Source organism: Saccharothrix sp. NRRL B-16314, from assembly GCF_000716595.1.
Taxonomy (GTDB): domain Bacteria; phylum Actinomycetota; class Actinomycetes; order Mycobacteriales; family Pseudonocardiaceae; genus Actinosynnema.
This window is the reverse complement of record NZ_JNXC01000001.1, coordinates 309,931-327,290: the sequence shown is the minus strand read 5'-3', so window position 1 is coordinate 327,290 and position 17,360 is coordinate 309,931. Positions and strand designations below refer to the sequence as shown.

Sequence of the window (17,360 nt, the reverse complement as noted above, 5' to 3'; positions counted from 1 at the left end):
GCAGGGGGTGGGCACAGACGCACAATGCCGAACGGGTCAGCGCTCCACGTCACCGCGGATGAACGCCTCGACCGCCTCGTGCGCCTCGGAGTCCGAGTACTGCACCGGCGGGGACTTCATGAAGTACGACGACGCGGAGAGGATCGGGCCGCCGATCCCCCGGTCCAGCGCGATCTTCGCGGCGCGCACCGCGTCGATGATGATGCCCGCCGAGTTCGGCGAGTCCCACACCTCGAGCTTGTACTCCAGGCTCAGCGGCACGTCGCCGAACGCACGGCCCTCCAGCCGCACGTACGCCCACTTGCGGTCGTCGAGCCACGCCACGTAGTCCGACGGTCCGATGTGCACGTTGCGCTTGCCCATCTCGCGGTCGACCTGCGACGTCACCGCCTGCGTCTTGGAGACCTTCTTGGACTCCAGCCGCTCCAGCTCCTTCATGTTCAGGAAGTCCATGTTCCCGCCCACGTTGAGCTGCATCGTGCGGTCGAGCTGCACGCCGCGGTCCTCGAACAGCTTGGCCAGCACGCGGTGCGTGATGGTGGCGCCGACCTGCGACTTGATGTCGTCGCCGACGATCGGCACGCCGGCCGCGCGGAACTTCTCCGCCCACACCGGGTCCGAGGCGATGAACACGGGCAGCGCGTTGACGAACGCCACCCCGGCGTCGATCGCGGCCTGCGCGTAGAAGCGGTCCGCGTCCTCGGAGCCGACCGGCAGGTAGGACACCAGCACGTCGACGTCGGCGTCGCGCAGCACCTGGACCACGTCCACCGGCTCGTCGTCGGACTCCTCGATGGTCTCCCGGTAGAACCGGCCGAGCCCGTCGAGGGTGTGCCCGCGCTGCACGGTGACGCCGAGCGGCGGCACGTCCGCGATCTTGATCGTGTTGTTCTCACTCGCCCCGATGGCCTCGGACAGGTCCGTGCCGACCTTCTTGGCGTCCACGTCGAACGCGGCGACGAACTCGATGTCGCGCACGTGGTAGTCGCCGAACCGGACGTGCATCAGGCCGGGCACCTTGGCGGCCGGGTCGGCGTCGCGGTAGTAGTGGACACCCTGCACCAGCGACGCCGCGCAGTTGCCGACCCCGACAATGGCCACTCGAACGGTGCGGCGGTTGTCGCCCATGCCGAGTCCTCCTTCGTTCTTCCGTGTTCGCTTACTCGGGCGTTGCTTCTTCGGGGTTTGCTTCTTCGGGGTGCTCATGGGTCCTGCTCGCGCTGTTCGGCCTGCTCGTGGGCGATCAGCTCGTTCAACCACCGCACCTCGCGCTCGGTGCTCTCCAACCCGAGCCGGTGCAACTCCCTGGTGTACCGGTCGATGCGCTCGCTGGTCGCTGATAACGAGGTGCGCAGCCCCTCACGACGTTCCTCGACCCGCCGCCGGCGGCCTTCCAGGATGCGCATCCTGATCTCGGCCGGAGTGCGGGAGAAGAAGGCGAGGTGGACGCCGAACGAGTCGTCGTCCCACGTCTGAGGGCCGGCGTTGGCCAGCAGGTCGGCGAACCTCTCCTTGCCCTCGGCGGTGAGCCGGTAGACCTTGCGCGCCCGGCGGCCCCAGCGGGCCGAATCGTCGTCGGGGACCTCCTCGACGATCAGCCCACCACGTTGCAACTTGCGCAGCGTGGGGTAGAGCGTTCCGTAGGAGAACGCGCGGAACGCTCCCAACAGCTCGTGCAAACGCTTGCGCAGCTCGTAGCCGTGCATCGGCGCTTCGTGCAGCAGGCCGAGGATCGCGAACTCCAGCACGCGGGCACCTCCTCGCACCAGTGAGCGCCGATGTGTGGGCTCAGTATATCGGCCCGATACATCTGCGCATCCTGATGCGATGTCGCGTGCCCCACAGTGGCCCCTGCCTTCGGCCCACTGCCCCGAACGGCCCATCGACCCGATTCGGGCGGCACGTACTCTGGTCGTCGTGTTGACCCAACGCCAAGTCGTGGACTACGCCCTGCAGCGCCGCGCGCTGCTGGCGGAGGTCTACGCGGGTCGAGTGGGCACGATGGAGGTCTGCGACGCCAGCCCGTACCTGCTGCGAGCTGCGAAGTTCCACGGCCAACCGAGCCAGGTGACCTGCCCGGTGTGCCGGAAGGAACCGCTCACCCACGTGTCCTGGGTCTACGGCGACGAGCTCAAGCACGCGGCCGGGTCCGCGCGCACCGCCGACGAGCTGGCCCGCATGGCGAACCTCTTCGAGGAGTTCACCGTGTACGTGGTCGAAGTTTGCCGCACATGTAGTTGGAACCACCTGGTGCAGTCATACGTCCTGGGTACGCGTGGCCTGGATTCTCGCAAGCCGCGCAGGAGGACCGCGGCGGAGTGAACCGGCTCCGGCCACGGGCGCCGCTCCCACAAGGAGCAGTGGCGTACGACCACCGAACCGCGTGCAGGAGCACGCCGGTCTGGGAGGCCATTTCGTGAACGACCAGCATGACGACAGGCATCGTGGCGCGGAGCCGCAGTGGCCGACCGGGGAGGACCCGGACGGCGGCCTGCACTCACCGCGGCACGGAGCCGGGGATCAGCCGGAGCGTCCGAACACCCCACCAGGTGGTTTCGCGCGCACTCCGGCCGACGGCCCCGGCCCTCGGCACGGCGCACCCCCGCAGGGGACTCCGCCGGGAGGGTTCTCCCGCCCGGCGACCCCACCGGGCGGAATGCCACCGCAGGGAGGAACACCGCCCGGCGGCATCCCCCGTGGCGGCCCCCGCCGACCCGGCGGTCCTGCCGGTCCCGGCGGTCCTGCCGGTCCCGGTGGTGCGGGCGTTCCCGGCGGTTCCAGCGGTGCGGGCGGCCCTGGTGGTGCGGGCAGTCCCGGTGGTTCCAGCGGTGCGGGCGGCCCTGGTGGTGCGGGCAGTCCCGGTGGTTCCGGTCGTGCGGGCGGTCCTGGTGGCCCCGGTGGTCCTGGCGGTCCCGGCCCGAACGGCGGCAGGCACGGCGCGCCGGGTGACGGCCCCGGCCGTCCCGGTGCCCGGCCCGGCGGTCCGGGCGGTCCCGATGGCGTGGCGGCGGCCGGCAGCGTGCCCGGCGGCCCGCCCCAGCGCCCGAACACCCCTCCCGGCGGCGTGCGCCGACCCGGCGCGCCCGGTGGACCGGTGCCGCCCGGCGGCCGTCCCCCGATGGCCGGCCCCGGCGGTCCGCGCCGGCCCGGCGGCGGACCAGGCCCGGAACGGCGTCCCGGCGAGGAGCCGACGGACCTGCTGCCCCCCGTGTACCAGTCCACGCCTCGCGAACCGGAACTCCTCACCCACCGCGAGGACGAGGTCGAGCTCGAACCGTTCTACGACGACGAGTACGACGAGGAGCTGACCGAGGAGGAGGCCCGCGCCGTGCGCCGGAAGAAGATCTGGCGCCGGGTGCGCCGCACCACCTACGTGGCCTTCGGCCTGATGCTCGTCGCGCCGGTCGTCGCCTTCGCCATCGCCTACCAGGTGGTGGAGGTGCCGAACCCCGAGGTGGAGGCCGCCAAGCAGGACAAGGCGATCACCATCCTCTACTCCGACGGCTCGCCGATGACCAAGATCGCCCAGGCCGAGGGGAACCGCACCCTCGTCAAGTACGAGGACCTGCCGCAATCCATCAAGGACGCGGTCATGGCGGCCGAGGACCCGACGTTCATGACGAACGTCGGCTTCGACCTGACCGCCATCGCCCGCGCCGGCTGGTACCAGCTCAAGGGCGAGCAGAGCGGTGGCTCCGGCCTCACCCAGCAGTACGTGAAGGCGGCCACCGAGCAGGACGGCATGACCCTGAGCCGCAAGTTCACCGAGGCCGTCACCGCGTACAAGATGTCCCAGCAGCAGGACAAGAAGGACATCCTCACCGCGTACCTGAACACGGTCTACTTCGGCAAGGGCGCCTCCGGCATCAAGACCGCGGCGAAGGCGTACTTCGGGCACGACGACCTCAAGAACCTCACGCACTCGCAGGCCGCCCTGCTCGCGGGCATGATCCAGAACCCCGGTCGCGACTGGCAGCCCGCGTACCTGCTCGAGCGCTGGAACTACGTGATGGACCAGATGGTCGAGCACAAGATGATCGAACCGGCCTACCGCGCGAGCGAACCGTTCCCGGAGCCCGTGCCGGACGCCGAACAGGCCGGCCTCGCCGGACCGCGGCTGCACATCCTCCAGCAGGTCAAGCAGGAGATGTCCGAGCTGCAGTGGGGCGTCGACCGGTTGAAGAAGATCGGTGGCACCGTCCACACCACCATCGACCCGCCGATGCAGGCGGCGGCGGAGGCGGCGGTGGACGACGTGATGAAGGGTCAGGACCCGATCCTGAAGACCTCGATGTCGGCCATCGACCCGAACACCGGCGCGGTCAAGGCCTACTGGGGCAGTGCGACCGGCGACGGCCTCGACTACCAGACGGGCGTGCTCCAGGAGCCCGGGTCGTCGTTCAAGCCGTTCGACTTCGTCGCGGCCCTCAAGCAGGGCGAAGGCGCGGGCGAGGCGTACGACGGCAGCTCGCCGCGCGAGTTCCCCGGCCGCATGGGCAACAACGCGGTCCGCAACTCGCCCGGCGTGGCGTGCAACACCCCGAAGCGGTGCAGCGTGCGCGAGGCCATGGTGAAGTCGGTCAACACCGTCTTCTTCGACATGGCCCTCAAGTTCGGCACCAACAAGGTCGCCGAAGCGGCGTTCGCCGCGGGCATCCCCAAGGAGGTGACGATCGGCGACAAGACGACCCAGCTCCTGGTGGACGAGGGCGGCGCCCAGCCGAACGGCAACATCTCCATCGGCGGTTACCTGGTGCGGCCGTTCGACATCACCTCCGCTTACGCCACGTTCGCGGCGCGCGGTGTGTACCACAAGCCGTTCTTCGTCTCGAAGATCACCAACGCCGAGAACGTCGCGATCTACCACCACATCGACGAGACGCGGCCCGCGTTCGACGACGACCCGACGAAGAGCCAGGACATCGCGGACAACGTCACCGACGTGCTCAAGGGCATCCCGAAGGGCGCAATCGCGTGCGCAGGCGGGCGCGATTGCGCCGGCAAGACCGGCACGCACGAACTCCAGGGCACCAGCCGGAACGCGAAGGCGTGGATGGCGGGCTACACGCCGACGCTCGCGGCCAGCGTCTGGATCGGCACCGACGCGGGCAACATCGCGCTCGTCAACGCCGCCGGCAAGGACATCTACGGCAGTGGCCTGCCGGGTGAGATCTGGAAGAAGTTCATGGACGGTGCCCTGAACGGCACGGCCATGGAGAAGTTCCCGAAGCCGAAGCCGATCGGCCAGTTCGAGGAGCCCAAGCCCCTCACGACGACTCCGCCCACCACGACGAGCGAGAAGACGAAGGAAAGCGACAAGAAGCCGACGACGACCGAGCCGGCCACGACGACCCGGACGACGCCGACGACGACCCGCTCGACGAACCCGTGCCGGCCGCCGCTCTGCGCGCCGACCACGACGGGGGAGCCCGAACCGTCTTCCGACCCGATCGTCGGCGGCACGGCACCGACCGGTTAGCGAATCGGATCACGCACGTCAGAAGGGGCCCGGCCATGTGCCGGGCCCCTTTTTTTCGTCTGGAGCGCAGGCAGGCGGGTACGACCCCGGTCTCACCGGCGGGCGTCGATTCGTTGACACTGGGCGACCAGCCGGGTTTACTCACGTTATCCGCCGCTTTGCCAGGCCGAAAAAGGCCGGCAAGCCATAGGCGGTAACCATTCACCAGGACACCCCCAGCCTTTTTGAGCTTGGGGGGAATTCCGCCATCCCCTGATTCGACCGCGGTCGAGAAGTCGAGAGGAAACCACGGTGAGGAACGCCCGAAAAGTTCTGGCAGGCATTGCCCTGTCACTGTTCGCAATAGTCTCGATCAGCGGTCCGGCGCAGGCCGACCCGGTCACCGAGCACTGCGTCGTGGTGACCGGCAAGTCGCCGAAGGACGCGGTCCGGAAAGCGTGCTCGACCGACCCGAACGCCCCCGAGCTGAAGACGCTCGCGGTGGGCGTACAGCTGATGACCTGGTACGACAACTGGCAGTGGGACGGCAGCAACGGCCAGGTGACCTGGTACGGGTACGCCGGGACCTGCGACGCCGAGGGCTACCTCATCTACTTCGACGAGAACAACTTCCCCACGTGGAGGAACCGCATCTCGTCCTTCGCCGTGCACGGTGGCTGCTGGACCACGATGGCGTACGACGTGGCCTACGACCCGTTCGCGGGCACTAACCGCTACCAGGGTGACACTTCCTACGTCGGCGACGGCATGAACGATTTCATCGAAGGTTTCTGGGTCACCACTCCTCGTTGACACCCGGCCCCGCCGATCTCGCCGGCGGGACACGCCGCCCGCACCACGGCGGGTTTTCACCGGAACACCTGACAGCAAGGAGATTTGTCATGCGCAAAAACAGGATCGCCGCGGCGGGAATGCTCGCCGCGGCGGGGGTCGCGCTGCTGGGTGTCCAGCCCGCCGGCGCCGACACGACCGGGCCGATCGACCTGGGCACGCTGCCCGGCGGCACGGAGAGCAGGGCCGTCGACATCAGCGAGACCGGGGTGGTCGTGGGTGAGGCGACCACGGCCGCCGGCGAGACGCACGCCGTGCGCTGGGGCGTCGACCACGCGATCAGTCAGCTCGGCACGCTGCCGGGCAGCACGTGGAGCACCGCCGTCGATGTCGACGACACCGGCGCGGTGATCGTCGGCGTCGCGGAGTTGTCGGGTCAGCGGCGGCCGGTCCGCTGGGACGCGACCGGCGAGATCACCGCGCTGCAGCTCCTGCCCGGCGGCGTCAGAGGCGAGGTGGCGGAGGTCAACGCGTCGGGGGTCGCGGTCGGTCACTCGTCCGCCGCGGACGGCCGGACGCACGCGGTGAAGTGGTCCGCCGACGGCACGGTGACCGACCTGGGCTTCCTGCCCGGCGGCACTTACACGTCGGTCGGCCAGAGCGTGACCGACCGGGCGTCGTCGATCAACGACGCCGGTGTCGTCGTCGGCGCGGTCTACACGCCGGACGCCAAGATCCACGCGGTGCGCTGGGACGCGGACGGCACGATCAGCGAGCTCGCCCCGCCGGCCGCCGGGCGGGCCTGGGCGAACCTCGTCAACGACGCGGGCGACGTGGTCGGGTCGTTCCAGCCAGGCACGGCGCCGACCGAGGCGGTTCGGTGGACCGGGACCGGCGCGAGTGCGCTGAGCACGGCCGGCAGGACCTACTACGACCTGGTGGGGTTGAACGAGTCGGGCGTCGTCGTGGGCAACGCGGTGGTCAGCCGCTGGCGCTACCTGGCCCTGTCCTGGGACGCGGCGGGGCAGCTCACCGAACTGCCCCCGTTGGCGGGCGACGTGTCGAGCGTTGCCGTGGACGTGACCGCGAGCGGTTCCGTGGTCGGCAACTCCGAGTCGGCCGGTGAGACCGACCGCGCGGTGCGCTGGACCGGTGGCGCCATCCAGGAACTCGGCGCACCGGCGGGTTCGACGTCGACCAGCGTGGTCGCGGCGAACGACGGCGGCGCGGTCGTCGGCTACACGGTCCTGCCCGGGTTCCACGCGCACGCCGTGCTCTGGCCCACGAGCTGACCCGGCTCGGGCTCGCCGCGGACCTTCGGGGCCGCGGCGGGCCCGAGTGCCGGACCTCACAACCTCCATCGACCCGTGCCCGTAGCATCCGTGCCCGTGGCCAGCCCTTCGCAGCACCCGCAGGCGAACGCCGACGACGCCGACTCGCTCGGTCCGGACGAGCGGGTCAACCCGACGTGGACCGAACCGCTGGCGCGGAAGGCGAGCAAGCCGCTGGGCGGCCCGGTGGGCAGGCACGCGTCGGTCGGGCGGCAGTGGTTCTGGACGCCGTTGCGGGTGGTGCTGCTGTTCGCGGTCGTGACACTGGCGCTGTCGTGGTTCCAGAAGTCCCCGTGCATCCAGCAGTACGTGGACGGCAACGGCGTGGTGCAGCTCGACTGGCGGGGCAGCAAGCAGTTCACCGCGATGTGCTACTCGGACACCGTGCCGCTGTACACGGCCGAGCGCTTGGACAAGCCTGACACGTTCCCCTACAAGACGTCCTGGGTCGACGACGAGGGCAAGCCGACGGCGCACGTGCGGTACATGGAGTACCCGGTGTTGACGGGCATGTTCCAGCTGCTCAACGCCCGGATGGCGCAGGGGTGGACGGTGATCGCCTCGTCGGGGTGGCTGCCCAACCCGATGACGGTGATCGTGTACTTCAACATCACCGCGCTGTGGTTGGCGCTGGCGTGGCTGGTGACGGCGTACGCGGTGGCGCAGCTGGCCAGGCGGCGGCCGTACGACGCGGTGCTGGTGGCGGTGTCACCGCTGGTGATCGTGCACGCGTTCACGAACTTCGACACGTTGGCGACGGCGTTCGCGACGGCGGGCATGTTGGCGTGGGCGCGGAAGAAGCCGGTGCTGGCGGGCGTGCTGCTGGGGCTGGGCGGCGCGGCGAAGCTGTACCCGTTGTTCCTGCTGGGTCCGTTGCTGCTGTTGTGCTGGCGGTCGGACCGGATGCGCGCCGGTTTGACGACCCTGGGCGCGACGATGGCCACGTGGGCACTGGTGAACGCGCCGATCGCCTTCCTCTACCCGGACGGGTGGCGTGAGTTCTTCCGCCTGAACACCGAACGCGGGGTGGACCCGGATTCGCTGTACAACGTGGTCGCCCAGTGGACCGGGTGGCCCGGTTTCGACCCGGGCCTAACGCACGGTCAGGCGCCCGAGGTCTTGAACACGGTCAGCGCGGTGCTGTTCCTGGTGTGCTGCGCGGCGATCGGTTTCGTCACCCTGTCCGCGCCACGGCGGCCCCGGTTCGCGCAGCTGGCGTTCCTGGTGGTGGCGGCGTTCCTGCTGACCAACAAGGTGTGGAGCCCGCAGTACTCGCTCTGGCTCGTGCCGCTGGCGGTGCTGGCGCTGCCGCGGTGGAAGCTGCTGCTGGCGTGGATGGCCGTGGACGCGTTCGTGTGGGTGCCGCGGATGTTTTTCTACCTCGGCGAGGACAACAAGGGCCTGCCGATCGACTGGTTCCTCGGCGCGGTGGTGGCGCGGGACGTGGCGGTGCTCGTGCTGTGCGCGTTCATCGTCCGCGAGATCTACCGACCCGCCCGTGATCTGGTGCGCCAAAGCGGCGATGACGACCCGTGTGGCGGTTTCCTGGACGGCGCTCCGGATCGCCGCGTGCTGCGTTTCAAGCCCTATCGCGGGGCCACCACTGCATCCGTTGACAATTCATGATCAGCCCGTTTTACTGAGTTGACCGGTCACTGCGGAGTGCCGGAATCAGGGGGGCTGATGAATACTTTTCTTTTGCGCCCGTCGTTTTCCCGAAACAGTTCGGGCGCTTTCTGAGCTGACGTTCACCAGCTCCTCCACACCCGCCTTTCTCGGGCGGTGATCACGTTCTTCGACACACCCCCGCTCAGTCGTGGCGGCCGGGTGCGCTCAAGGACGCCCAATTAACGGCACGTGCCGAAGAATAGTTCCACCGTGCGGCGAAATCGCCGTGCGGTGTCGGCGCGCGCCTCGATGACGATGAAAGGCAACCATGTCAAGAACGTGGTCGCGAGCCGCGCTGTGCGCGTTCTCGCTGCTGCTGCTCGGCCCGGTGGTGGGTACCGCGCAAGCGGAACCGACGCTTCCGCCCGGGTCCGTGCAGGCAACGCAGGCGGCGGCACCGCCGGTGGAACCGCCCTCGATCGACGACGGCAAGCGCGACGAGCTCCTCGGCCCGGGGTGGCAGGAGTCGGGCGACCTGCTGTGGACGACCTCCGGTGACGCCGAGGGCTTCCACCTGCTGACCGCCGAGGCCAGGACGGGCTACACCTGGCGCACCACCGCCTCGCTGCGGCAGCCCGGTCTGCCCGCCGACCAGTGGATCGGCAACGCCTGCGTGACGGGGTCGGGTAAGCGCGCGGTCGTCGTGTACGCGCCCCGCACGTTCACCAACGACGACAAGCTCGCCAACCGCGGCGGGTACACGGCCGTGGTGGACCTCGCGTCCGGTGCGGTGACGGAACTCCCGGTCCGCACCAGCCTCGCCTACTTCAACCCGGGCTGCGGCGCGGGCGACGTCGTCGCCCTCACCCAGGGCGCGGACACGGACCTGGGCAAGACCGGCGTGTTCACCCTGGACACCGCGACCGGGGCGCTCAGCGGGCGCACCGAGCTGCGCAGCCAGCTCACCTCGGCCGTGCCGACCCCGAAGGGGCTGGTCGTGGCCGCCGCGGGCACGTTGGCGCTGGTCGGCGCGGACGGCAAGCTCGAACGCCTCACCCCGACCCGCGGCGTGGCGTACAACCTCACGCCGGACGCGGACGGTGGCGTGGTCTACGCACAGGGCGCGGACAAGGACGGCGTCGAGGTGCGACGCTTCCCCGGTTCCGGCAAGGAATCGGAGCTGCTGGCGACGGGCCGCACCGGCGAGGTCGGCATCGCCCGCGGCACGGCGGGCCGGGTGTTCCTGACCGGCAAGCCCGCGAAGGTCGAGAAGCTGCCCAGGAGCGTCACCGAGCTCGACGTCGACGCCCGCGCGGAGGTCTCCACCTCCGGTGAGGCCGCGGTCACCGGGCTGCGCGCGTCCGGCAAGGCGACCCTCGCCACCCAGCCGGTGCACATCGCGGCGAAGAGCACGAAGACCGGCCGCGACCTCGGGTTCACCGTGAACCCGGCGGACAACCCGGTCCGCGGCACGGGGTCGGAGGCGAAGGGCGTCGAGGTCCGGCAGCCACCGGCGAACGGCGACGCCACCACCGGCGAGGTCGGCATCACGGCCGACGACCCGGACTCGCTGTGCTCCGTGCCGCGCAACGACCCGGCCATCCAGGTGATGCAGCCCAAGCCGAAGCAGGTGGAGTGGGCGGCGGACATGGCGATCGAGGGCGGCCTGACCATCCAGCGGCCGGCGAACTGGCACAGCAACGGGCTACCCGCCTACAGCCCGCAGGGCCTCTTCCCGCCCCGCATCATGACCGGCAAGGTCCCCGCGCAGGTCATGCTCGGCATCCTGGGCCAGGAATCCAACCTCTGGCAGGCCAGCAGGTACATCATGCCGGGCGACTACGGCAACCCGCTGATCGGCAACTACTACGGCCTCGAGAGCTACGACGACGACCCGGACAACGACTGGATCATCCGGCCCGAGCACGCCGACTGCGGCTACGGCGTGTCCCAGATGACCGACGGGATGCGGCGCGGCGGCAGCCTGTCGTCCCTGCAGCAGAAGGCGGTCGCGACCGACTACGCGGCGGCCATCGCCGCCGGGATGCAGTTGCTCCAGGACAAGTGGATCCAGTTGCAGGCCGCCGGCGTGCGGATGAACGACAACGACCCGTCGAAGATCGAGAACTGGTTCGCGGCGGCGTGGGCGTACAACTCCGGCTACCACCCGCCGGGCGAGGAAGGCTCGAACGGCGCGCACGGCCTCGGCTGGGTGAACAACCCGGCCAACCCGCGCTACCCCGAGGGCCGCGCGCCGTTCGGCAAGGACCCGCGCGACTTCGCGAAGCCCCAGCAGTGGCCCTACCCCGAGCGGGTCATGGGCTTCGCGGCCAACCCGCCGTCCGGGTACGAGGCGCCGGGCGTCGAGGTGCCGTTCTTCCGCGCCGCCTGGTGGAACTCCGAGGCGTTCCGCGACGGCGTCAAGCCGAGCTGGTGGACCTTCTGCGACCCGGCGAAGAACTCGTGCTCCAAGGACAACGACTACCTCCCGAACCACCCGGACGTGGTCGGTGAGCCGGCAGGGCCGTGCGGGCACAAGTCCGTGGACGGGTACTACGACCTGAAGTGCTGGTGGCACGACGCGGTCAGCTGGAAGGACGACTGCCCGAACACCTGCGGCAACGAGTTCATCCGCTACGACTACCCGGCGTACGCCAACGCCGAGCCCGCCGACGGCACCAGCTACCCGCCGACGTGCGGCACGGCCGGGCTGCCGACCAGCGCCCTGGTGGTGGACGACATCCCGCGGCTGACCCCGCCGGTCCGGAACGTCGGCTGCAAGCGCACCAACTTCGCCGACGGCACCTTCCAGCTGACCTTCGGCCGCAACGCCGCGGGTCAGGAGTCCGGGAAGATCGCCCTCCAGCAGTCCGGCGGCGGGTACGGCTCGCACTTCTACTTCACCGACCTGGGCATCGCCTCCGACGTGGTGAGCGAACAGCTGGCGGTCTCGGCGCGGTGGACGCTGGGCCAGGTGCTGACCTCGCCGGCGGAGGTGTGGGTCAACCGGCCGATGGCCATGGAGGACAGCCGGCAGTCGATCGAGTACGTGGTCGACACGGCCAACGGGCCGCTGACCGTCAACGCGGTGTGGCCGGGCACCGGCGACAAGTGGATCAACCTCGGCACGTTCCCGTTCAACGGCAAGCCGTCGGTGTCGGTCAGCTCCCTCAAGAAGACCAGCTTCGCCACCCCGGACAAGATCGCTTTCGACGCGGTCGCGTTCGTCCCGGCGGAAGCGTCGAGCGGCAAGGTCGCCAAGATCACCAGTCACGCGAACCTGTGCCTGGCGCCCCAGGGCAGCGGGGTCGATTCGGGCGTGCCCGCCGTGCAGCGGACGTGCACCGGTGACTTCGCGGAGAAGTGGGCCGTGAACTGGATCACCACCTACACCGACGCGAACGGCCTCAAGCGCTACGTCTACCAGTTCCGCAACGAGAACAGCGGCAAGTGCCTGGAAGTCCCGGACAACCGGACGGACGTGGGCGCACCCGTTCAGCAGGCGAATTGCGTGTGGGGCGCCTACAACCAGCAGTGGGCGTCCGGCAGCACCATTCTCGACATCAACGGCAAGAACGACTTCGCCAACCGCAACAGCGGGCTGTACATGGGTCTCGCGGGCTGCAACACGACGCCGGGCGCTCCGGTGCAGCAGATCCCGTTCGGCCTGGTCTGCAACAACGACGCCTATGCCACCACCTGGCGTTTCTCCTTCCTGAACTGATCGGTCGGGCTGACCGCGAACAACCGCGTCATCACGGTCGGAGCGATTCCGACCGTGATGACGCGCGCCCTGGAACTCGAAAGGAAAAGAACCGTGAACCGAGCGGTAGAGATGACGAGCAGAGGACGCAGTCGTACTGCGTCCCGGTCGGAGGGCTGAGCCGTGCGACTGCGACAACCACGACGACGAGCGCGGGGCGGCCGGATCGCCTCGGCGGGCGCCGCGGCGGTGATGCTGGTGTCGGCCTACGGTCCGCCGGCCGCCGCGCAACCCGCCGACCAGGACCTCCCGGTGCAGGCCGCGAAGGCGACCGCTCCCGTGGCCGTCCCCGAGGACCGGCGCGAGGCCGTGCTGGGCGCGGACTGGCGCACTTCGGGTGACCGGGCGGTGCTCACCAGCGGTGACGGCGCGGGGTTCCACCTGCTGGTGGCCGACGCCGCCGTCGGGTACCAGTGGCGGCGCATCGCGTCGCTGTCGGAACCGGCGGTCGACACCGACCAGTGGATCGGCAACGCCTGCGTGACCGGTTCCGGCAGCCGGGCGGTAGTGGTCTACGCGCCGAGGACGTTCACCAACAAGCCCACCCTGGCCCGGCGTGGCGGGTTCACCGCCGTGGTCGACCTGCGGTCCGGCGAGGTCACGAAGCTGCCGGTCACCGCGAGCCTCGCCTACTTCAGCCCGTCCTGCGGACCCGGCGAGGAGGCGCTGCTGACGCAGGAGGGCGACGAGGACCTGGGCCGCACCCGACTGGTGCGGGTGGACGCGGCGGGCGCGAGCGTCGGCGCACGGGTCGAGGTGGCCGGGCAGGTCACGTCCGCCGTGCCGACGGCCCACGGGATCGTGGCCGCCGACAGCGGCGCGATCGTGCGCATCGACGACCAGGGCGCGCGGCACGTGCTCGCGCCGACCACGGGCGTGGCCTACGACCTGGCCGCCGACGCGGAAGGCGGCGTCGTGTACGCCGAGCGCGACGGGAGCGACAAGGCGCTGGTGCGGCGGCTCGCCGTGCCCGCCCCCGGTGCCGCTCCCGGTGCCGCCACCACGCTCGCGAACGGCGGCCTCACCGACCTCGGCGTGACCGCCCCGCGTGGCGGTCGGGTCTTCGTCACGGGCGTCGGCCGCGACGCCGCCAAGAAGGCCGCGCCCGGCGGTGTGTCCCTTGTGGACGTGCCACGGGGTGCCCGGCTCTCGCTGGACGGCCGGCTCGCCGTCACGTCGGTGCGCCGGGCCGAGCAGCCCGACCCTAGGGCGCCGGTCGCCGACCCCACGTCTCCCCAGCCGCTGGCCCTGTCGGCCACCGCGGTGGGGACGGGCGAGGGCGTCGACCTCTCGGTTCCCCTCCAGCCCGCCGAGGGGACGCCGTTCGCCGAGGCCGGCCACGCGCTGACCCCGGCGCTGACCGCGGGCGGCGGGGTGTCCGCCTCGGCGAGCGACCCGAACAGCCCCGCGGACCTCGCGGACCGGACGTGCGCGGTGCCGCGCAACGATCCGGCCAACCAGGTCATGCAGCCCAAGCCCCGGCAGGTGGAGTGGGCCGTCGACCAGGCGGTGCGCAACTCCCTGACGGTCGGCCGACCGGCGAACTGGAAGAACCTGGGCATGCCGGCCTACACCCCGCAGGGGCTCTTCCCGTCGGTGCCGCTCGACGGCGGCGGGAACGTGCCGGCGCAGGTGATGCTGGGCGTGGCCGCGCAGGAGTCCAACCTGTGGCAGGCGGCGCGGTTCGCGCTGCCCGGCGTGACGGCGAACCCCTTGATCGGCAACTACTTCGGGGTCGACATCTACAACGGCGACCCCGGTGACGACTGGACGATCAGGTGGGACGAGGCGGACTGCGGTTACGGCGTCACGCAGCTCACCGACGGCATGCGGCTGGCCGGTCGCGAGCGCCCGAACGAGACGGCGCTGCCGTACCAGAGCCAGCGCGCGGTGGCGCTCGACTTCGCCGCCAACGTGGCGGCGGGCCTGCGAGTGCTCCAGTCCAAGTGGAACCAGGTGGCGCGGGCCGGCCTGAAGGTCAACAACGGCGATCCGTCGAAGATCGAGAACTGGTTCTTCGCGGCGTGGGCGTACAACTCCGGCTTCTACCCCGACAAGGGTGACGGCTCGCCCTGGGGCGTCGGCTGGCTGAACAACCCGGCCAACCCGCGCTACCCGGCCAACCGGCCGTCCTTCCTGGACACCGGGTACGGGGACGCCGCGCACCCGCAGGACTGGCCCTACCCGGAGAAGGTCATCGGCTGGGCGGGCCACCCCGTCGAGGTGCTGGAGTCACCCGGCGTCCTGGTCAGCGGGTACCGCCCGGCGTGGTGGAACGGCGACGAGATCAGCGCGCCGCGCAACCGGGCGCGAGCGCAGCCGCCGGTGAACCAGTTCTGCGACTCGTCCAACTCGTGCGAGCCGGGTGCCCGGCACACGCCCGACGCGCCGGAGGTGATCGGCGAGCCCGCCGGGCCGTGCGCCCACAAGAACGCCTCGGGCCAGTACGACCTCAAGTGCTGGTACCACCGGTCGAGCACGTGGAAGGCCGACTGCGACTACACCTGCGGCAACGAGCTGCTCCGGTTCGACCCGGGCTGGGCGTACCAGGACGACGGCACGTCCTACCCGCCGCAGTGCACGCTGAGCGGCCTGCCGTCCGGCGCGAGGATCGTCGACGACGTACCGGACAACGCCCCGGTGGTGCGCCCGAACTGCCCGAAGCCGTTCACCAACGCGGGCACGTTCCAGTTCACCTTCGCCGACGACGGCACGGGCCACCACCCCGGCAAGATCGACACCCACCAGATCGGCGGCGGCTTCGGCGGCCACTTCTGGTTCACCCACACCAGGACCGCCGCGGACGAGGGCGGCAAGCTGCGGGTCCGTGCCGGCTGGCGGCTGGCCAACGCCCACACCGGCCCGATGTCGGTGCTGGTGGCCCTGCCCGACCACGGCGCGCACACCAACCTGGCGTCCTACGTGGTGAAGACCGCGCGGGGCGACGTGACGCGCACCGTCAAGCAGCCCGGCACGGGCAACCGCTGGGTGCGGTTGGGTTCGTTCATGTTCAACGGCGTGCCCGAGGTGGTCCTGGACTCGGTGACCCCCAACGGGAACGGCACCGAGGACATCGCCTTCGACGCGGTCGCCTTCGTGCCGATCAGCGGCGACTTCCACGAGGAGACCGTGGAGGCCGTGGCCGTGTTCGACGAGGACCAGAACATCGACACCCCGCTGGTGGCGTCATGGCTGGCGGGCACCCTCGGCGACCGGGTCAAGCTGTACGACTGGGGCGTCAAGTCGTCCGGCGACATGATGGCGCTGTCGGGTTGCTCGACCGCGACGAGCGGTTGCCTGCCCCCGGCGACGAAGGCGGCGGCTTCCCGGTGGCGCGACGAGGTGCTGGCGGCGGGCAGCGAGGCGGTGAACCACCCGGACGGTGCCAGCGGACCGCTGTGGATCGGGTTCGCCCAGCCCTACACCGACCGCCCGACGACCGACCAGCGGCCGGCGCACTTCAGCGACGACGACCGGTACAAGATCCGCACGAAGGCCACGGTCACGTTCGTGACCGGTCCCGACGGCAAGATCATCCCCGGCAGCGAGGCCGCCTACTACGAGAACCGGACGGGGAACACCCACCTGCCGAAGATCATGGTGGAGCTGATCCGGGCCGTGCAGCAGGACTACGCGATCCCCGCGCCCGACCTGAGGTTCCGGCTGCCGGACCTCAACGCGCACGACGGCGCGTGGACCTCGGTGGACCCGTTGGCGAAGGGCATCGCGCCGGGTCGGGCGTACTCCTCGGGCGGCACCGCGCCGGTGCTGCTCGACGCGTCCGGCGCGCAGACCACCACCAACGCGGTGTGCGTGCAGGCGGTGACGGGCGCGGGCGGCTCCATCGCGTACCGGCCGATGCTGGCCGCGTCCGGTCCGGCCGACAACATGACGGCGTGGGCGGAGCGGCTGGCGCAGGACAGCCGGGTCGCCGAACCGGTGAAGCGGCTCGCGGCGGACCTCCGCGACATGTTCTTCAACCGGGGCTGGGTGTCCGGCGTGACCGCGTCGATCTTCGCCGACGCGCCGCCCATCTGGCAGGAGCTGTACTTCAAGGCGTGCGCGGACGGCTCCGTGCAGCCTGCCCGATCGCAAACTCCGGTGCTGGTCAGCAGCCTGATGCCCGACCAGTACCTCTACCACAACGGGCGGGCGATGGACCGGACCGGTCGCTACTCCGGCAGCAACCAGCCCGTCGCCAAGGGGGACTTCTTCCGGTTCGCCGCCGTGCCCGAGTTCTCGTCGGAAACCGGGTACGGCCTGTGCAGCGCGGTTTCGTCGCAGGAGCGGCTGGGCAACCCGTGGCAGATCAACCCGATGGTCCCGACCGACCCCGGGATCAACCCGCCGTTCAAGAAGTTCTGCTCGCTCGGGACACTGGTACCCGATCCAGGGCACAGCGGCTGAT

Annotated in this window: 9 protein-coding genes; 7 read left to right on the top strand and 2 right to left on the bottom strand. The window is 70.4% G+C overall.

Annotation, left to right across the window (positions count from 1 at the left end; genetic code table 11):
* Positions 1-36: 36 nt before the first annotated feature.
* Complete coding sequence (locus OQ02_RS01540) at positions 37-1,128, bottom strand: inositol-3-phosphate synthase (protein WP_033436349.1); 1,092 nt, start codon at positions 1,126-1,128, stop codon at positions 37-39.
* Positions 1,129-1,202: 74 nt separating this feature from the next.
* The gene (locus tag OQ02_RS01535; RefSeq protein WP_033436348.1) at positions 1,203-1,748 is read right to left on the bottom strand and encodes a PadR family transcriptional regulator; all 546 of its coding nucleotides are present in this window, start codon (positions 1,746-1,748) and stop codon (positions 1,203-1,205) included.
* A 169-nt stretch (positions 1,749-1,917) separates the two neighbouring features.
* Between OQ02_RS01535 and OQ02_RS01530 the strand changes: the two genes are divergently transcribed.
* The 7 genes from OQ02_RS01530 to OQ02_RS01500 all read left to right on the top strand — a co-directional run bounded on the left by OQ02_RS01530 (position 1,918) and on the right by OQ02_RS01500 (position 17,359).
* Positions 1,918-2,322 (top strand): DUF5318 domain-containing protein, encoded by a 405-nt coding sequence (locus OQ02_RS01530; RefSeq protein WP_197043190.1) that lies wholly within the window; start codon positions 1,918-1,920, stop codon positions 2,320-2,322.
* A gap of 679 nt (positions 2,323-3,001) precedes the next feature.
* On the top strand, positions 3,002-5,479 hold the full coding sequence (locus tag OQ02_RS01525) for a transglycosylase domain-containing protein (RefSeq protein WP_231499827.1): 2,478 nt from the start codon (positions 3,002-3,004) through the stop codon (positions 5,477-5,479).
* A gap of 291 nt (positions 5,480-5,770) precedes the next feature.
* A complete protein-coding gene (locus OQ02_RS01520; RefSeq protein WP_156076833.1) occupies positions 5,771-6,271 on the top strand; it encodes a hypothetical protein in 501 nt (166 codons plus the stop codon).
* Between the two features lie 89 nt (positions 6,272-6,360).
* Positions 6,361-7,542 carry a hypothetical protein gene (locus OQ02_RS01515; RefSeq protein WP_081915323.1) on the top strand — a complete coding sequence of 394 codons (1,182 nt, stop codon included), beginning with the start codon at positions 6,361-6,363 and terminating at the stop codon, positions 7,540-7,542.
* A 96-nt stretch (positions 7,543-7,638) separates the two neighbouring features.
* Positions 7,639-9,207: a glycosyltransferase family 87 protein gene (locus OQ02_RS01510; protein WP_033436909.1), complete on the top strand. Its 1,569-nt coding sequence runs from the start codon at positions 7,639-7,641 to the stop codon at positions 9,205-9,207.
* Positions 9,208-9,517: 310 nt separating this feature from the next.
* Positions 9,518-12,913, top strand: coding sequence for an RICIN domain-containing protein (locus OQ02_RS01505; RefSeq protein ID WP_051771495.1), 3,396 nt, complete (start codon positions 9,518-9,520; stop codon positions 12,911-12,913).
* A gap of 162 nt (positions 12,914-13,075) precedes the next feature.
* A complete protein-coding gene (locus OQ02_RS01500; RefSeq protein WP_231499826.1) occupies positions 13,076-17,359 on the top strand; it encodes a golvesin C-terminal-like domain-containing protein in 4,284 nt (1,427 codons plus the stop codon).
* Position 17,360 lies beyond the last annotated feature (1 nt).

Coding starts and splice junctions, on each gene's coding strand:
- OQ02_RS01540 (WP_033436349.1), bottom strand. CDS start 1,128: ATGGGCGACAACCGCCGCACCGTTCGAGTGGCCATTGTCGGGGTCGGC.
- OQ02_RS01515 (WP_081915323.1), top strand. CDS start 6,361: ATGCGCAAAAACAGGATCGCCGCGGCGGGAATGCTCGCCGCGGCGGGG.
- OQ02_RS01505 (WP_051771495.1), top strand. CDS start 9,518: ATGTCAAGAACGTGGTCGCGAGCCGCGCTGTGCGCGTTCTCGCTGCTG.